At 69.7% G+C, this 15,592-nt stretch carries 13 protein-coding genes; 10 read left to right on the top strand and 3 right to left on the bottom strand.

The window, feature by feature from the left end; genetic code table 11:
• Positions 1–114: 114 nt before the first annotated feature.
• The 4 genes from OHA11_RS09580 to OHA11_RS09565 all read left to right on the top strand — a co-directional run bounded on the left by OHA11_RS09580 (position 115) and on the right by OHA11_RS09565 (position 4,496).
• The gene (locus tag OHA11_RS09580; protein WP_266494088.1) at positions 115–915 is read left to right on the top strand and encodes a Tat pathway signal sequence domain protein; all 801 of its coding nucleotides are present in this window, start codon (positions 115–117) and stop codon (positions 913–915) included.
• A gap of 93 nt (positions 916–1,008) precedes the next feature.
• Positions 1,009–2,325, top strand: a complete 1,317-nt coding sequence (locus OHA11_RS09575) for a copper amine oxidase (RefSeq protein ID WP_266494087.1) — start codon at positions 1,009–1,011, stop codon at positions 2,323–2,325.
• A gap of 102 nt (positions 2,326–2,427) precedes the next feature.
• Positions 2,428–3,660 (top strand): SAV2148 family HEPN domain-containing protein, encoded by a 1,233-nt coding sequence (locus OHA11_RS09570; RefSeq protein WP_266494083.1) that lies wholly within the window; start codon positions 2,428–2,430, stop codon positions 3,658–3,660.
• Between the two features lie 92 nt (positions 3,661–3,752).
• A complete protein-coding gene (locus tag OHA11_RS09565; protein ID WP_266507055.1) occupies positions 3,753–4,496 on the top strand; it encodes a 3'-5' exonuclease in 744 nt (247 codons plus the stop codon).
• A gap of 13 nt (positions 4,497–4,509) precedes the next feature.
• Here the strand turns inward: OHA11_RS09565 and OHA11_RS09560 are convergent, their stop codons facing one another.
• From OHA11_RS09560 to OHA11_RS09550, 3 genes are all read right to left on the bottom strand, one after another.
• Positions 4,510–5,454, bottom strand: a complete 945-nt coding sequence (locus OHA11_RS09560) for a DMT family transporter (RefSeq protein WP_266507054.1) — start codon at positions 5,452–5,454, stop codon at positions 4,510–4,512.
• Positions 5,455–5,470: 16 nt separating this feature from the next.
• Positions 5,471–7,105 carry a transposase gene (locus OHA11_RS09555; protein ID WP_266494078.1) on the bottom strand — a complete coding sequence of 545 codons (1,635 nt, stop codon included), beginning with the start codon at positions 7,103–7,105 and terminating at the stop codon, positions 5,471–5,473.
• 212 nt (positions 7,106–7,317) lie between these two features.
• Positions 7,318–8,169, bottom strand: a complete 852-nt coding sequence (locus OHA11_RS09550; RefSeq protein WP_266494075.1) for a phosphotransferase enzyme family protein — start codon at positions 8,167–8,169, stop codon at positions 7,318–7,320.
• 268 nt (positions 8,170–8,437) lie between these two features.
• Between OHA11_RS09550 and OHA11_RS09545 the strand changes: the two genes are divergently transcribed.
• The 6 genes from OHA11_RS09545 (at position 8,438) to OHA11_RS09520 (ending at position 15,501) form a co-directional block, all read left to right on the top strand.
• Positions 8,438–9,364: a sugar ABC transporter permease gene (locus OHA11_RS09545; RefSeq protein WP_323186762.1), complete on the top strand. Its 927-nt coding sequence runs from the start codon at positions 8,438–8,440 to the stop codon at positions 9,362–9,364.
• Positions 9,361–10,194: a carbohydrate ABC transporter permease gene (locus OHA11_RS09540; protein ID WP_266494072.1), complete on the top strand. Its 834-nt coding sequence runs from the start codon at positions 9,361–9,363 to the stop codon at positions 10,192–10,194. The genes OHA11_RS09545 and OHA11_RS09540 overlap by 4 nt, the downstream gene beginning before the upstream one ends.
• Positions 10,194–11,495: an ABC transporter substrate-binding protein gene (locus OHA11_RS09535; protein WP_266494070.1), complete on the top strand. Its 1,302-nt coding sequence runs from the start codon at positions 10,194–10,196 to the stop codon at positions 11,493–11,495. The genes OHA11_RS09540 and OHA11_RS09535 overlap by 1 nt, the downstream gene beginning before the upstream one ends.
• Before the next feature lie 441 nt (positions 11,496–11,936).
• The gene (erm, locus tag OHA11_RS09530) at positions 11,937–12,719 is read left to right on the top strand and encodes an ErmE/ErmH/ErmO/ErmR family 23S rRNA (adenine(2058)-N(6))-methyltransferase (RefSeq protein ID WP_266494067.1); all 783 of its coding nucleotides are present in this window, start codon (positions 11,937–11,939) and stop codon (positions 12,717–12,719) included.
• A gap of 54 nt (positions 12,720–12,773) precedes the next feature.
• A complete protein-coding gene (mgt, locus tag OHA11_RS09525; protein ID WP_266494065.1) occupies positions 12,774–14,015 on the top strand; it encodes a macrolide-inactivating glycosyltransferase in 1,242 nt (413 codons plus the stop codon).
• Positions 14,016–14,310: 295 nt separating this feature from the next.
• The gene (locus OHA11_RS09520; RefSeq protein ID WP_266494062.1) at positions 14,311–15,501 is read left to right on the top strand and encodes a CDP-alcohol phosphatidyltransferase family protein; all 1,191 of its coding nucleotides are present in this window, start codon (positions 14,311–14,313) and stop codon (positions 15,499–15,501) included.
• The last annotated feature ends 91 nt before the right edge of the window (positions 15,502–15,592 follow it).

The raw sequence follows: 15,592 nt of genomic DNA, 5'->3' as shown, positions 1-15,592 counted from the left end.
TGATGGAACCACCTATGACTTACGTCCCTCTTACCGAATGACCAGTGCATACGCGGTATGCCAACCAGTGGGACTCGAGCGCCTCCTAGAGACACAGGGGGAGTAGGGGGAAATGTGCGCACGATAGTGCACCGCCATCTGGGCAAGGTGGTGGCGGGTACGGCCATCGCGGTCGCCGGGACCGCCGTGATGATCGGGATCACCCTGCCGGGCTCGGCAGGCGCCGACGACTCCGACGGCAAGGGGGCGGGCCAGACCTCCCAGCAGGCCGGCCAGGGCCAGGGCGCCGTGGCTCCCGGCGTCGTCGAGCAGGCTCCGGCGGAGGGCGACACCGGCGAGGGACGCGACCCGCTCACCGAGGACGAGACCGAGCGTGTCGAGAAGCTCGCCCTGGACCAGCAGTTGCGCCGCACCGGCGAGAACGTCGAGGGCGAGCAGGGTCCGCAGTCGCTCGCCGTCGACCTCGCCGATCCCAAGACGAGCGAACTGGACGACCCGGACGCGCCGCGCCGCGCCGACGTGTCGTTCTACGACTACAAGAACGACAAGCTCGTCACCAAGACCGTCAACCTCGACACCGGCAAGGTCGAGGAGACCGACACCCAGCAGGGCGTTCAGCCGCCGCTCAACCGCACCGAGAACATCGAGGCGGCGCAGCTGCTGCTCGCCGACCCGCTCGGCGCCGGCCTGAAGGCCGACTTCAAGGACGCCACGGACAAGGAGCTGACCACTCCTGACCAGCTGCTGCTCAGCAGCATGGTGTACCGGGCGAACCCGGGCACGCCCGCGGCCCTCGCCGACTGCGGCAAGCACCGCTGCGTGACGCTCTTCGTGAAGGCCAAGAACGGTCCCTGGATCGACACCCGTGACCTGGTGATCGATCTGAGCACCCGGAAGGTCGCCAAGGTCGGCTGACCGCCCCTTGCCGTTCACCGGCAGCGGTTCAGCGACCTTCGTTCATTTTTCCCATTTCCCACTTTCCTGCTTGTGCAAGGGAGTCACCTTTTCATGCGCGTGAACAGCATCACCCGCGCCCGCGGACGGACGGTGGTGGGCCTCTCGGTGGCCGCCCTGACCGTCGGCGCCTCCACGGCCGCGGGGCCGGCCGTCGCCCAGCCCAAGGCCGCCCCCGCGGCGGCCGCCGCCTGCAGCGCGGCCTACAAGATCGAGCAGAAACTCTCCACCGGCACCACCTGGACGATGTGCTGGCGCTACGAGGGTGAGTCCGGGCTGGTCCTGGAGAACATCTCGTACCAGCCCAAGGGGGAAGCCCGCCCCATACGCGTCCTGACAAGTGCGAAGCTCGCCCAGATACACGTCCCCTACGACGACGGCTCGGTCGAGTACGACGACCTCACGGGCTACGGCTTCGGATCGGGCTTGAAGGACATGGCCCCCGGGGAGTGCCCCGGCGGCACGATCAAGACGGTCAAGGTCCCGGGCGCGGACCCGGCGCACCCGAACGTCAAGGGCCTGTGCACCACGACCCGTTCGCGCGGCCACGCCTACCGCATGCAGGGCGACACGGCGAACAAGGTCTTCCAGCAGCAGGGCAAGGACCTGCTCGTCTACACCGTCAACCAGGTCGGCTGGTACGAGTACATGACCGAGTGGCGTTTCTCGGACGACGGCACGATCAACATGAACGTCGGCGCCACCGGCAGCCTCTCGCCCGGTGACTACGACGCCGGTGACGGCCGCGGCTGGCCGATCGGCAAGGGCGCCAAGGCGTACGCCACCAGCCACAGCCACAACGTCTTCTGGCGGCTCAACTTCGGCCTCGACGGCAACTCCAAGAACAAGGTCGAGCAGTACGACTCCGTGGTCAGCCCGCCCGCCGCCGGCGGCGCGGCCCCGAGGAACAAGACCACCCGTACGCCGGTCAACAAGGAACTCGCGGGCGACGCCAAGAACATGCGCTGGTGGCGCGTGGTCAGCACCACCGGCAAGAACAAGGACGAACACGCCCGTTCGTACGAGTTCGTCCCGGGCGCCACCTCCAAGTACCCGGGCCGCAGCTTCACCAAGCACGACGTCTATTTCACCCAGTACAAGAAGTGCGAGCAGTTCGCCAGCAACAACCTGCCCAATTGCGGTACCGGAGCTGGTAAGTCCGTCGACAAGTGGGTCAACGGAGAGACCATCACGAACCCCGTGGCCTGGGTGAACATCGGCTTCCACCACGTCGCCCGGGACGAGGACCAGCAGCCCATGCCGGTCCACTGGCAGGGCTTCTCCATTGCCCCGCGCGATGTCACCGCTATGAATCCGCTCACTCCGCCGGAGCTTGCCAATCAGAACGGCCGCCCGGACAACGGTAGTTGAGAAACGACCTGTCCATCCGGCTGCACCGTCCGCCGCTCCCGGAGTACCCTTCCTTGATCGTTGGCTGGGGGAGTGCTCGGGGGAGCGGAAGGCGGTGCGCGGGTGGGGTCCGGAGGGCTGGAGTTGCCCCCTGGTGACGGCGGTCACGAGGGGAGCTCCACGGATGCCCCACCGGGCGCGGTGTCCCTGGCGCGACCGATGGAGATCGGAGCGGAGCTGGACTGGGGCGCCGACGCCTGGCGTGAGGTGCGTACGCGCGCCCAGCGGGCCGGCCGGGCCTACATCTGGCTGAACCTCGTCGAACAGCGGCTGCGCGCGGTCGTGGCCGCTGTTCTCCGCCCGATCTACGAGCCCGTCCACGGCGAGGACGACTGGGTGGTCGCCGCCGCCGGACCCGCCGGGCAGGAGTGGGTGCAGCGGGCCGTCGCCGTCCGCGAAGTCAGCCGCCGCAAGGGCTACTTGCTCGACCCGGCCGACGACAACGTCCTCAGCTTCCTCACGCTGCCCCAGCTGCGCGAGCTGATGGTGCAGCACTGGCCGTGCTTCGAGCCGTACTTCGAGGAGCGCCGGGACGTCGAACTCGCCCTGGACGAACTGGAAGTCACCCGCAACGTCGTCTCGCGGAACCGGGCCCTGTCCGAGGCCGTCCTCGCCCAGGCCGAGCGCGCCTCCGCGAAGCTCCTGGAAATACTCGGCGCGGGCAGTGACGTACCGTCCGCGCGCCGGCTGCCGGTCGACGCGGTCGAGGAACTGGTCGGCGACCGGTACGCGGACGTGGTGGGCGTGCACTCGGACCGGGTGCGGCTGATGCGGCAGTTCCCCGCCGAGGACATCTTCGGCGGTGCCCGCCGCCTCGACGCCATCGGTATCGGCCTCAACCTCCTCGTACAGAACTTCTCGGGCCGGCGGCTCGTCAGGCTGGCCGAGTCCGGCTGCCGGGTGCGGCTGCTGTTCCTGAACCCCGCGTCCAGTGCGGTGAAGCGCCGCGAGCGCGAACTCGGCATCAAGCGGGGTGAGTTGAGCCGCTCCGTCGAGATGAACATCCTGCACATGCGCCGGGTCCGGGCCCGGCTGCGCGATCCCGGCGCCTTCGAGATCCAGGTCTACGACGAGACGCCCCGCTTCACGGCGTACCTCGTCGACGGGGACGGCTCGGACGGCATAGCGGTCGTGCAGTCGTATCTGCGCCGGACGCGCGGGATGGAGGCGCCGGTGCTCGTACTGCGCGGCGGGGGGCGGGTGTTGAAGCCGGACGAGGCCGGTGAAGAGGGGCTTTTCGGGACGTATCGCGAGGAGTTCGAGGTGGCTTGGGCCGATTCGCGGCCTGTGTCCTGACAGGCGTCAAGCGGAATGCGGTCCTCGGATTGTCAGTGGCCCATGGGATCGTGGAGGTCATGGGGGATCGCACCACGAAGAAGGGGGCCGGCATGGGTTGGCACGGGGAGCTGCTGGTCGGCTTCGACCTGGAGACGACCGGGACGGATCCGCGCGAGGCGCGCATCGTCACCGGGGCCGTGATCGAGGTCAGGGGGACAGAGCCGGTAGGGCACCGCGAATGGCTCGCCGACCCGGGAGTCGAGATCCCGGCGGACGCGGTGGCGGTGCACGGGATCAGCAACGAAAGGGCGACGGCCGAGGGCAGGCCCGCCGACCAGGTGGCCGACGCGATCGCCTCGGTCCTCGTCTCGTACTGGCAGTCGGGCGTCCCGGTCGTGGCGTACAACGCGGCCTTCGACCTGACCCTGCTCTCCGCCGAACTGCGGAGGTACGGACTGCCGTCACTGCGCGACCGGCTCGGCGGAGTCGATCCCGCGCCGGTCATCGACCCGTACACGATCGACCGCTCCGTGGACCGCTACCGCCGCGGCAAGCGGAATCTCGAAGCGGTCTGCGTGGAGTACGGGATCACGCTCGACTCCGCCCACGACGCCTCGGCGGACGCCCTGGCGGCGGCCCGTCTCGCCGGCGCGATAGCCGCCCGCCACCCCAAGGTCGCGGCCCTCGGCCCGGCGGAGCTGCACCGCCGCCAGATCGAGTGGTACGCGGAATGGGCGGCCGACTTCCAGAGCTTCCTGCGCAGCAAGGGGGACGAGACGGCGGTGGTGGACGGGGTGTGGCCGCTGCGGGACCTGTCGGACGCGGAGCAACGCTCCGCGGGGAGCGGACGTTGACGGGGGTCGTTCGTCACCTGCGGGTTGGTTGTGGCTTGTCGCGCCCACGCGGCGGAGCCGCAGATGTCACAGCCCCGCGCCCCTGAACGGTGCGGGTCTCTGAAGGGGCCGACGCCGTCGACGGCGGCCGAGCCCCCTCGGAGGTGGCGGCGCGGTGGGCGCGTTCGATGGACTGGCCCCAGTACGTTCCGGCGACCATCATCGCCGCGCCGAGACCCGTGAGCGGGGTGAAGTGGTCGCCGGCCAGGGTGATTCCCACGGCTGCGGCCCAGATCGGCTCGGTGCCCAGCAGGAGGCTGGCCCGGCTCGCGGAGGTGCGCTGGACGGCCCAGGTCTGTGCGAGAAAGGCGAACACACTGCAGAACAGGGCGAGATAGAGCAGCTGGGCCCAGCCCGCCAAGCCGATGTGGGCGAGCGTGGACAGTTCGCCGGACGCCGGCAGCAGGAACAGCGCCGAGCCGACGAGGGTCTGCACGGTGGTCAGCCGCAGCGGGCGGATCGCACGGTTCACGGTGAGCCGGCCGACGAGTGCGACATGCACCGCCCGGATCAGCGCGGCGGCGAGCATCAGCAGGTCGCCGAGACGGGGCGCGTGGAAGCCGTTGCCCGACATCAGGAGACCGACGGCCAGCAGGCAGACGCCGGCGGCCGCGTAGAAGGACAGGGGGAGGCCGCCGCGGTGGCCCGTGCGGTCGAGGAGGGGAGTGATCACGATGGTCAGGCTGATGATCAGCCCCGCGTTGGCCGCACTCGTGCGGGCGACGCCGTACGTCTCCACGACCAGGACGGCCGCCTGGGTGACGCCCAGCGGCACGCCGATCCGGAGCTCGTCTCGGGTCCATCCGCCGGACCTCCGGTCGGCGGCGACCAGACCGAGACAGGCGAGCGCGGACAGGGCGTACCGCGCGAAGAGCACCACCAGAACGGGCAGTACGGCGGTGGCCGTCTGGGCGGACAGATAGCTGGAACCGTTCCTAGAGACTGAGCGGGATTGAGTCCTGTTGCCAGGACTGCTGCTCGGCCGTGTGCCCCGAACGGTGTTGGGCACGCTGGTCTCCCGCGTTCGCTCCACGGTCCGGCGGCGCGCATCTGGTGCGTGGTCCGGGTGGGTGGGGGCGGGTTTCCTCGCGCTGTCGGGTGTCCGGTCGGGCCTGGGCGGTCCGATGCCCCGCACCATCACTCTGGTGGTGTGGGGGCGGTGCCGTCCGTCGCTTGATCGGGTGTCCGAGGGCGCGTCGCCCGATCGCGATGCTTGCCGCATCGTGCCGGGAAATCTTGCGAGTCGGTGTGGTGAGGGGTTTCTGCCAGTGCTGGGCACCCCAGCGGGAGGTGTAGGCCGGGTCGACCGCGACGACGGCGATGTCCTGCTCGGCTGCCATCGAGACGAGCCGGGCGCGGAGTTTGGCGGTGGGGAAGCGGGAGAGCAGGCGGCGGAAGCGTTTGTTGCGGCCGTGCCGCTCCCGGCTTGTGCCGTCGGTGAAGTCGAGGTCCTCGATGGCGATCGCGGCGGCCCCGCAGCGGCGGGTGTGGTGCAGCAGACGGGTCAGCGCGTGCCGGATCTGCGCATCCCGGTGCTCCGCGTTGCCGGTGAGGTCGTAGGAGAAGCGCTGCGGTGCGCCGACCGGGTTGCCGTGCACGTCGAGGTGCCAGGCGGCGAGGTGGTCGTCGTTCATGTCCACCCCGACCACACCCCGGGCCAGCGCCGCCTCCAGCGGCATGGCGGGAACGGCAGCGCGCTGCCAAGCGGCGGTCACATACCAGCGTCCGCGTGCCGTGTCGTGGTGGATGCGGTAGGCCACCGCCCGGTTCGCCGTGATCCGGTCACGCCACTCCGCACCCCGGTGCCGGAACCGCACGGTCGCTTCGAGCACGTACCGGCCGTGCGGTGCGTTGGCCAGGTGCGCCAGCGGGGCAGGGAGCTTGATCGAGAGCCGGCCGGTGTCGGTGACGCGGATGGTCTCGTTCCCGAAGCGTTTGCCGGACTCCCCGTCAGCGGCCAGGAACATCCGCTCCGCCTGCCACCGCTCCCGCCACTCCTGCTCACTCAGCCCGGCCGCCGCCAGGTGGTGGCGGGCGTTGGCGAGCCGCTTGCCGCCCCGCACCACACGCACCCGGCCCGCCGCCCAGTCACGCTCCACCACCGCCAACCGGTCCTTGAGGGTTTGCAGGCGGCGGGACTTGGCATGCCACTCACTCCGGGAGCCATAGCCGCGCGCCAGCCCCTCGCGCTTGTTCCCCTTGGCACCCAGCGGCCTGGCCAGCCGCGCCTCGACCGAGACGACCTGCCCCCGCAACCAGCCCAGATACGCGGCCTGCCCGCGCCTCGCCAGCGACCACTGATCATGCGTGGCCCTGGTGATACTGCCCGCCCAACGCGCCGACGACTTCCCCGTCAGCTCCCGCTTGCGCACCGCCCACCCAGCCGCATCATGCGTCAGCCCCTGCCGGGACCGCTCCGCGAGATCACCAGACGCCAGCGACCCGAGGAAGACACCGACCTCGGCCAGCACCGCCGCATCCGACTCGCTCACCCGCAGCCGGTCCCGGACAGCTACCCCGGCGGGACCGGGCACCACGAACGACACCGCCAACTCCCGCAGCCCACCCACCCGTTCACCCCCGCCCGGCCGAAGAACCCGTCACCGCAGTCAACGAGCACCCCCGCAAAGGTCACCCATTCGACCCAAGAACCTCCGTTCCCCTCCCGGAGAACGGCAGCCCACAACACACCCATGACCGAGGAGACCCTCCCGGCACACAGCGGACAACCGCATCCAGCCCCAGCACTCACTCTTGAAGGGAGCAGCCCCGGGGAGCGGCCTCAGAAGGGATACCAGCGAACCGTTTCGTCGCCGTCCCGCAGTGACGCCACCCGGCGCACGAACTCCGCCAGCGCCTTCGGATTGGTCGGTGCGTGCTGGGCGACCCAGGCGCAGCTGGCCGTCTCGCGGGCCCCGCGCAGCACCCCGCACCCGGCCCACTCGCGTACGTCCCAGCCGTACGTCCCGGTGAACGCGTCGTATGCCTCGGCGGGCAGCCCGTACCGGTCGCGGGACAGCGCCATCACCACGAGGTCGTGTTCACGCAGGTCGGTGGAGAAGGTCTCCAGGTCGACCAGGACCGGCCCGTCGGGGCCGACGTGGACGTTGCGGGGCAGCGCGTCACCGTGGATCGGGCCCGGCTGCAGATGCGGGGTGAGCGCGGCGGCGGCCGTGGCGAAGCCGTCGCGCCGGTCCCGCAGGAACGCGGCGTCCGCCGGGTCGATCGCGTCACCCGCGAGCCGCAGCCACCGCTCGACCCCGCCCAGCAACTCGCGGCGCGGCAGCGTGAAGGAAGGGGCGGGCAGGGCGTGCACCAGTCGCAGCAGCTCGGCCAGATCGCCGGGTTCGGCGGGGCGTACGGAACTGGGCAGCCGATGCCACACCGTCACCGGGTGACCGGCGACGGACCGTGCCTCGGATTCGGCGGCCCGCACCGCGGGGACGCCCGCCTCCGCGAGCCAGGCGGCGATGGCCAGTTCCCGCCGCGCCCGGTCCAGGAGTTCGGCGTCGCGCCCCACCTTGACCACCAGGTCACCGGCCGCGAACACGGCGTTCTCGCCCAGCGCGAGCAGCTCCGCGCCCCGGTCGAACCCCGCTTCGGCGAGCACGTCCCGCGCCTGTGCCTCGTCCATCACTCGCCTCTCGCTCGTGGAGTCCGTGTTTCTCGTGGTTTCGTCGTGTCGGCGGTCGAGATCCCGCCATGCGCCGCCCAGTGTCGCATTCGCACTGGTGGGAGCCCTCGGGAGGGTGTGCGCGCTGCCTTGACGGCGTGTCAGTACGTCAGCACGATGACGAGGGCCGCCGGGACGGCCAGACCGACACGAGCAGCCCAGAGGGGATGGTTTCGTGACATTGGCGACCGTGCGAAAGCGGTCAGGTAAGCGGTCGGTGAAGCGGTCGGTGAAACGGTCGGCGAGGGGTGCGCCGGGCGGAGGCGATGGCCCGGGTGGTGGCCGCCTCGTCGACCACGGCGCCTGGTTCCTGGTGCTGCCCGCGCTGATCCCGATCCTGGTGCTCAGCGTCGGACCGCTCCTCTACGGCATCGCGCTGGCGTTCACCGACTCCCAGTCGGGCCGCACCGAGCCCACGCAGTGGATCGGGACCCTCAACTTCCAGGACCTGCTGCACGACACCCTGTTCTGGGACTCGTTCCGGATCGGTCTGCTGTGGGCGGTGGGGGTGACGATCCCGCAGTTCCTCCTCGCCCTCGGCCTCGCCCTGCTGCTCAACGAGAACCTCCGCTTCCGCTGGCTGGCGCGGTCGCTCGCGATCATCCCGTGGGCGATGCCCGAGGTGGTGGTCGGCATCATGTGGCGGCTCGTCTACAACCCGGACGCGGGCATCCTCAACGAGACCATCCGCGACCTGGGCCTGGGCGAGGGCCGCGACTGGCTGAGCGGTCTGGCCACCGCCCTGCCCGCGGTAATCGTGGTCGGCGTCTGGGCGGGCATGCCCCAGACGACGGTCGCCCTGCTCGCCGGACTGCAGAACACCCCGCACGAACTGCACGAGGCCGCGGCGATGGACGGCGCGGGCGCCTGGCGCCGCTTCCGCACGGTGACCTGGCCCGCCCTCAAACCGGTAGCGCTCGCCATCACCGCGCTCAGTTTCATCTGGAACTTCAATTCATTCGCCCTGGTGTACGTCCTGACCAACGGCGGGCCGGGCGGTCGCACCCGGCTGCCGATGCTGTTCGCGTACGAAGAGGCCTTCCGCTACGGGCAGTTCGGCTACGCGGCGGCGATGGGATGCGTGATGGTCGCGGTGATCTCGGTGATCCTCGCCCTCTACCTGGTCGGCCGGCTGAGGGGAGGCGAGGACGCGTGAGGACACGGAAATCGGCTCGCGCGAGCCAGTACCTCGCCCTCCTCGGGTATCTCGTCTTCCTCGCATTCCCCTTCCTCTGGCTGATCTCCACCGCCTTCAAACCGCCGCGCGAGCTGGGGAGTCTGCATCCGACCTGGATCCCCAAGGACCCGACCCTCGCCAACTTCCGGCAGGCCTTCGACGAACAGCCGCTGCTGGACGCCGCGTTGAACTCGCTGATCGCGGCGGTCGGCGCGGCGGTGATCGCCGTACTGATCGCGACCCCGATGGCGTACGTCATGGCCCGGCACCGCACGCGGCTCGCGAAGGCGGCGACCGGCTGGGTCGTGGTCAGCCAGGCGTTCCCGTTCGCCCTGGTGATCATCCCGCTGTTCCTGGTCCTGAAGAACCTGCGGCTGATCAACTCCGTAGCGGGTCTGATCATGGTGTACGTGGTGTGGGCGCTGCCGTTCGCGCTGTGGATGCTCGTGGGGTACGTACGGGCCGTGCCGACCGAGCTGGAGGAGGCCGCGGCGGTGGACGGAGCCGGCAAGGTGCGGACGCTGGTCTCGATCACCGCCCCGCTGCTCGCGCCGGGGATCGTGGCCACGGCGCTGTTCGCGTTCATCAGCGCGTGGAACGAGTTCTTCTTCGCGCTGGTGCTCCTCAAGACCCCGGAGAAACAGACCCTTCCGGTCGTCCTCACGCACTTCCTCGGCGCGGAGGGCGTGGCGGACCTCGGGCCCCTCGCGGCGGCCGCGTTCCTGGCGACCCTGCCCTCGCTGGTCGTCTTCGCGGTCATCCAGAAACGGATCACGGGCGGGATGCTCGCCGGGGCGGTGAAGAGCTGATGCGGACGAAACGGCTCGTCGCGATGGTGGTGGCGCTGCTGCTCACGAGCTGTACGGCCTGCACCGGCGGCGACGGCGACGGCGGCGGCTCGCGGGACGGCAGGGTCACCCTCCGCTTCCAGTCCCTCGCCTGGCAGCAGGAGTCCGTCGACGCCAACAGGGAGCTGGTGGAGGAATGGAACGATGCACATCCGGATGTCAAGGTCGAGTACGTACAGGGGAGTTGGGACAGCGTTCACGACCAGCTGCTCACCTCCTTCGAGGGCGGTGAGGCGCCGGACATCATCCATGACGCCTCGGACGACCTCGCGGACTTCGCGTACGGCGGGTATCTCGCGGATCTGCGTGGTCTCCTGCCGGAGCGGCTCAAGTCCGATATTCCGCAGCGGAGTTGGGAGACCGTGACCTTCGGGGACGGGGTCTACGGCGTGCCGTTCCTCCAGGAGCCGCGTGTCCTGATCGCCAACGCCACGTGGTTGCGGGAGTCCGGCGTACGGATTCCGACGCCCGAACAGCCGTGGACCTGGGACGAGTTCAGGGCGATCACCGATGAACTGGGCGATGGGGAAGGGAAGTACGGTGTGGCCTGGCCGCTCAAGGAACCCGTGTCGGCGACCCTCGACCTGTCGCTCTCGACCGGCGGGCAGTTGTTCCATCGGGGCTCGGACGGCAAGGTGCGGATTCGGTTCGGGGCGGCCGACGAGGTGGTGCCTCGGACTGTTCACGATCAGGTCAACACCGATGGCAGCGCGTCGAGTTCGACGCTCGGCAGCGGCGGATCCGACACACTGCCCGGCTTCTTCGGCGGCAAGTACGCGATGGTTCCGCTCGGGTTCTCGTACCGGCAGCAGATCGTGCAACAGGCGCCGGAGGGCTTCGACTGGCAGGTGCTGCCCGCGCCGGCCGGAGCGGATGGGCTCACTCAGGGGGTGAGTCCACAGACCTTGTCCGTCGCGGAGGACAGTCCGCACAAGGAGGAGGCCGCCGCGTTCATCGACTTCCTGCTCCAGCCGCGGAACATGGTGCGGCTCGCGCTCGGCGACTGGATGCTGCCGACCGGGACGGAGGCGCTCCGGGATCCGGCGCTGCGGGTGGAGGAGGACGGGTGGGCGGTCGGTGCGGAGCTTGCGCGGTATCTGCGGTCGGCGCCGGCGCAGGCCGTGCGGGGCTATCCGGAGTGGAAGGACAAGGTGGCTACGCCTGCGTTTCAGGAGTACTACAGCGGGGCTATTGGGCTGGGTGAGTTGCGTGAGCGGCTTGTGGGGGACGGGAATCTGGTGTTGGCGCGGTATCAGAGGTGACGGGTTCGCTGGCCCGGGCCTTGGGGGACGCGGGTGGTTCGTCGGGTGCCGGCCGGTGGGGGCTGGTCGCGCAGTTCCCCGCGCCCCTTAAAAGCAGGCGGTTCTCCTACCCCTGGTGGAAGGCGCGGGGTGAAAATCGGTTGTCCGTTCCGGTCTGGCTCGCCTAGCGTGCCCGGCGTGGGTATCAACTCGATTTACTTCTCCGGTCTTGGCCGGGGCTGCACGTATTCCATTCGGATGCGGCGTGCCCCCGGTGCCCTGACCGGACCGGGGAGTTTCGCCCGCTGACGGCAGTCGCCGCAGGGGCAACCCCTCTCACGTACGCCTTGGAGCAGGCACGCGGCTGACGCGTGCCCGCCTGCTGCGCGTGTCTTCTCTTCCCTTCCGGTCGGGGCCTTCGTCTGCCCGTTTCGTCGTCACGGAAGACAAGGACCGCAGGCCATGGCCCGCCCCACCCACGTTTCGCGCGCGCTCTCGCAGAACTTCCTCACCGACCGCGCCACCGCCGACCGCTTCGCCCGGCTCGCCGTACCGCACCCGCACCACCCGCCCCTCGTACTCGAAGTGGGCGCGGGCAAAGGCGCGTTGACCGAGGTGCTCGCACCCCGCTGCCGGGAGCTGCTCGCCTACGAGATCGACCCACGGCTCGTACCCGCCCTGCGCGCCCGCTTCTCCGGGACGCCCCAAGTGCGGGTGATCGGCGACGACTTCCTCGCCGCCCGGCCGCCTGGCACCGCCTTCTCCGTCGCCGGGAACGTGCCCTTCTCGCGTACCGCGGACGTCGTCGACTGGTGTCTGCGCGCGCCCGGTCTCACGGACGCCACCCTCCTCACCCAGCTCGAATACGCCCGCAAACGCACCGGGGACTACGGGAGTTGGACTCTGCTGACCGTCCGCACCTGGCCGCGCTTCGAGTGGCGGTTCCTCGGCCGGGTCACCAGGACCCGGTTCCGGCCCGTGCCCCGGGTCGACGCCGGAATCGTACGCATCGAGCGACGCCGCACGCCCCTGCTCGACCGGACCTCGTACGACGCCTGGCGGCACCTGGTCGAGCTCGGTTTCTCGGGGGTCGGCGGCTCTCTGCACGCCTCGCTGCGCCGGGCCCACCCACGGCGCCGGGTGGATGCCGCGTTCAGGGCCGCGTGTCTCGACCCGCGTGCCCTCGTCGGGGAGGTGTCGCCCGAGCAGTGGCTGGGGCTCCACCACGTGCTGGCGTCGCGGTGAGTCGCGTAGGACGGGAGGCCGCAATTGCATTGTACGAGACGTATCGTCTCGCTTATGGTCGGGCTCATGACCACCTCACACCCCGCCCACATCGCCATGTTCTCCATCGCCGCCCACGGGCACGTGAACCCGAGCCTTGAGGTGATCCGGGAGCTCGTCGCCCGCGGGCACCGGGTCACGTACGCGATTCCGCCCGTCTTCGCCGACAAGGTCGCGGAGACCGGTGCCGAGCCGAGGCTCTGGAAGTCGACCCTGCCGTCCCCCGACGACGACCCCGAGGCATGGGGGACCACACTCCTGGACAACGTGGAGCCCTTCCTGGCCGACGCGATCCAGGCACTCCCGCAGCTCGTCGAGGCGTACGAAGGCGACGAGCCGGACCTCGTACTGCACGACATCACCTCGTACCCAGCCCGTGTCCTCGCGCACCGCTGGGGCGTCCCGGCCGTCTCCCTCTCGCCGAACCTCGTCGCCTGGGAGGGGTACGAGGAGGAGGTCGCCGAGCCCATGTGGGCGGAGCCGAAGAAGACCGAGCGGGGCAGGGCGTACTACGCGCGCTTCCAGGCGTGGCTGGACGAGAACGGGGTCGCCCAGGACCCCGACTCGTTCGGCGGTCGCCCCGCCCGCTCCCTCGTCCTGATCCCGAAGGCCCTCCAGCCGAACGCCGACCGGGTCGACGAGTCGGTGTACACGTTCGTCGGCGCCTGCCAGGGCGACCGCGCCGCCCAGGGGGAGTGGCGGCGCCCCGCTGACGCCGAGCGCGTCCTCCTCGTGTCCCTGGGCTCCGCCTTCACCAAGCAGCCCGAGTTCTATCGCGCGTGCGTGAAGGCCTTCGGGGGCCGGCCCGGCTGGCACGTGGTGCTGCAGATCGGCAAGCACGTCGATCCGGGCGAGCTGGGGCACGTCCCGGGGAACGTCGAAGTCCGGGACTGGGTACCGCAGTTGGCGATCCTCAAGCAGGCCGACGTCTTCATCACGCACGCGGGCGCAGGCGGCAGCCAGGAAGGGCTGGCGACCACCACGCCGATGGTCTGCGTGCCCCAGGCCGTCGACCAGTTCGGCAACGCGGACATGCTGCAGGCGCTCGGCGTCGCCCGGCACCTGCCGATGGAGGAGGCGACGGCCGAGACCCTGCGCGAGGCCGTTCTCGCGGTCACCGGTGATCCGGACGTCGCGCGGCGGCTCAAGGAGATCCAGGCGGACATGGCGACCGAGGGCGGCACCGCACGTGCGGCGGATCTGATCGAGGAGGAAATCCGAAAGAGCGGCTCGGGGTCCTCGGGGGCCTCGGCATGACCGAAGAGTCGGTGTCGTGAGGCCCGAAAGGGCGTGATCGGGTGACCGTCCGCGAGCCCGGAATTCCCATGGGTCACGGTTGTACGCCAACGGTGAAGCCCTGGCGCCCTTTGGATAACGGGACGGTCATTCGGTAACGCTCGGATAACGCGGTATCCGCCCGATCGAGGCATCGATCGGGTTGCTGAGTACGACCGTTACCCCCTGTCGAAGGTTGCGCAGTGAACTCCTTGTTCGTTGCCTGAACAGCTTCTTAGCGTGAGGTGAACTCACTACGAACGCAGGAAGTTGACCCATGCGCCGAGACATACCGCCCCTCGCAGAGGTACGCCGCATCACGGAGAAGAAGCGTGACGCGTGGTGGACCGTGCTGCTCGTCGACCCGGTGGCCACGCCGCTGGTGAGGCTCACCGCGATGCGCACGAGGATCACGCCGAACCAGATCACCTGGGGGGCGTTCCTGCTCGGGCTGGTGTCGGCGGCGTGCTTCGCCTTCGGCGACTGGCGGTGGCTGATCGCCGGAGCCCTCGTCTACCACCTGAGTTTCATCCTCGACTGCATGGACGGGAAGGTGGCGCGGCTGACCGGCCAGGGCTCCGTCTTCGGGGCCTGGCTGGACTTCGTCTTCGACCGTATCCGGGTGGCGGTGTGCGGGGTCGCGCTGATGGCCGGGCAGTACGACCGCACCGGTGACACCATCTACATCTGGCTGGCGCTCGCCGTCGTCGGCCTCGACATGCTGCGCTACATCAACTCCCTGGAGATCTTCAAGATCCGCTACTCCATGCGCAAACAGATCAAGGCGCGGGTGCGGGAGGCCCGGCGCTCGGACAACTCCGCCGAACTCGCCTTCATGGAAGACCTGTTGCGCAACAACCCCGAGGCGGACATCGAACACGACATCCGCAGGACGTCGGCCATGTCCGCAACGGATACCGAGACCGTGTCCGCAACCGGTACCGAGCCTCTGTCCGTATCGGGTTCCGCGACCGTGTCGGAACCGGATTCTGAGACCGTGTCGGGACCGGGTTCCGCGACCGTGTCGGGACCGGATTCTGAGACCGTGTCGGGACCGGGTTCCGCGACCGTGTCGGGACCGGGTTCCGCGACCGTGTCGGAATCGGGTTCCGAGACCGTGTCCGAACCGGGTTCCGAAGGAACCTCCGGCGTTCCTCAGAAGCCTCGGGGCGCCCAAATCATCGACCTCCAGAAGGAGTTCCGCCACCGCTTCCCGGTCTATCTCCGGCTGCGGTCCTTCCTCCTGCGCCGTCGCATTCGTGCGCACCTGGTGAGCGGCATCGAGTTCCAGATGGGTGTCTTCATCGTCGGCCCGCTCCTCGACGCGGTCATCGAGGCGACGCTGGTCTCCGGCGCCCTGCTTCTCGTCTTCGAACTCGCCATCATCTACAAGCTGTTGCTCTCGACCCGCGACTTCACCCGCACCATCGACTCCTTCGAGCGGGACGAGGTGACCACCGCGGCCTGACCCGGCGTATCCCGCACAACACGACGGCGTGGCCGGGGCACTTGCCCCGGCCACGCTGCCGCTGTACTGCCGCTGTGTCGCGGTTCAGGTT

The organism is Streptomyces sp. NBC_00878, from assembly GCF_026341515.1.
GTDB lineage: Bacteria > Actinomycetota > Actinomycetes > Streptomycetales > Streptomycetaceae > Streptomyces.
This window is presented reverse-complemented; position numbering and strand designations above follow the sequence as displayed.

Coding starts and splice junctions, on each gene's coding strand:
- OHA11_RS09575 (WP_266494087.1), top strand. CDS start 1,009: ATGCGCGTGAACAGCATCACCCGCGCCCGCGGACGGACGGTGGTGGGC.
- OHA11_RS09565 (WP_266507055.1), top strand. CDS start 3,753: ATGGGTTGGCACGGGGAGCTGCTGGTCGGCTTCGACCTGGAGACGACC.
- OHA11_RS09550 (WP_266494075.1), bottom strand. CDS start 8,169: ATGGACGAGGCACAGGCGCGGGACGTGCTCGCCGAAGCGGGGTTCGAC.
- OHA11_RS09535 (WP_266494070.1), top strand. CDS start 10,194: ATGCGGACGAAACGGCTCGTCGCGATGGTGGTGGCGCTGCTGCTCACG.
- erm (WP_266494067.1), top strand. CDS start 11,937: ATGGCCCGCCCCACCCACGTTTCGCGCGCGCTCTCGCAGAACTTCCTC.
- mgt (WP_266494065.1), top strand. CDS start 12,774: ATGGTCGGGCTCATGACCACCTCACACCCCGCCCACATCGCCATGTTC.
- OHA11_RS09520 (WP_266494062.1), top strand. CDS start 14,311: ATGCGCCGAGACATACCGCCCCTCGCAGAGGTACGCCGCATCACGGAG.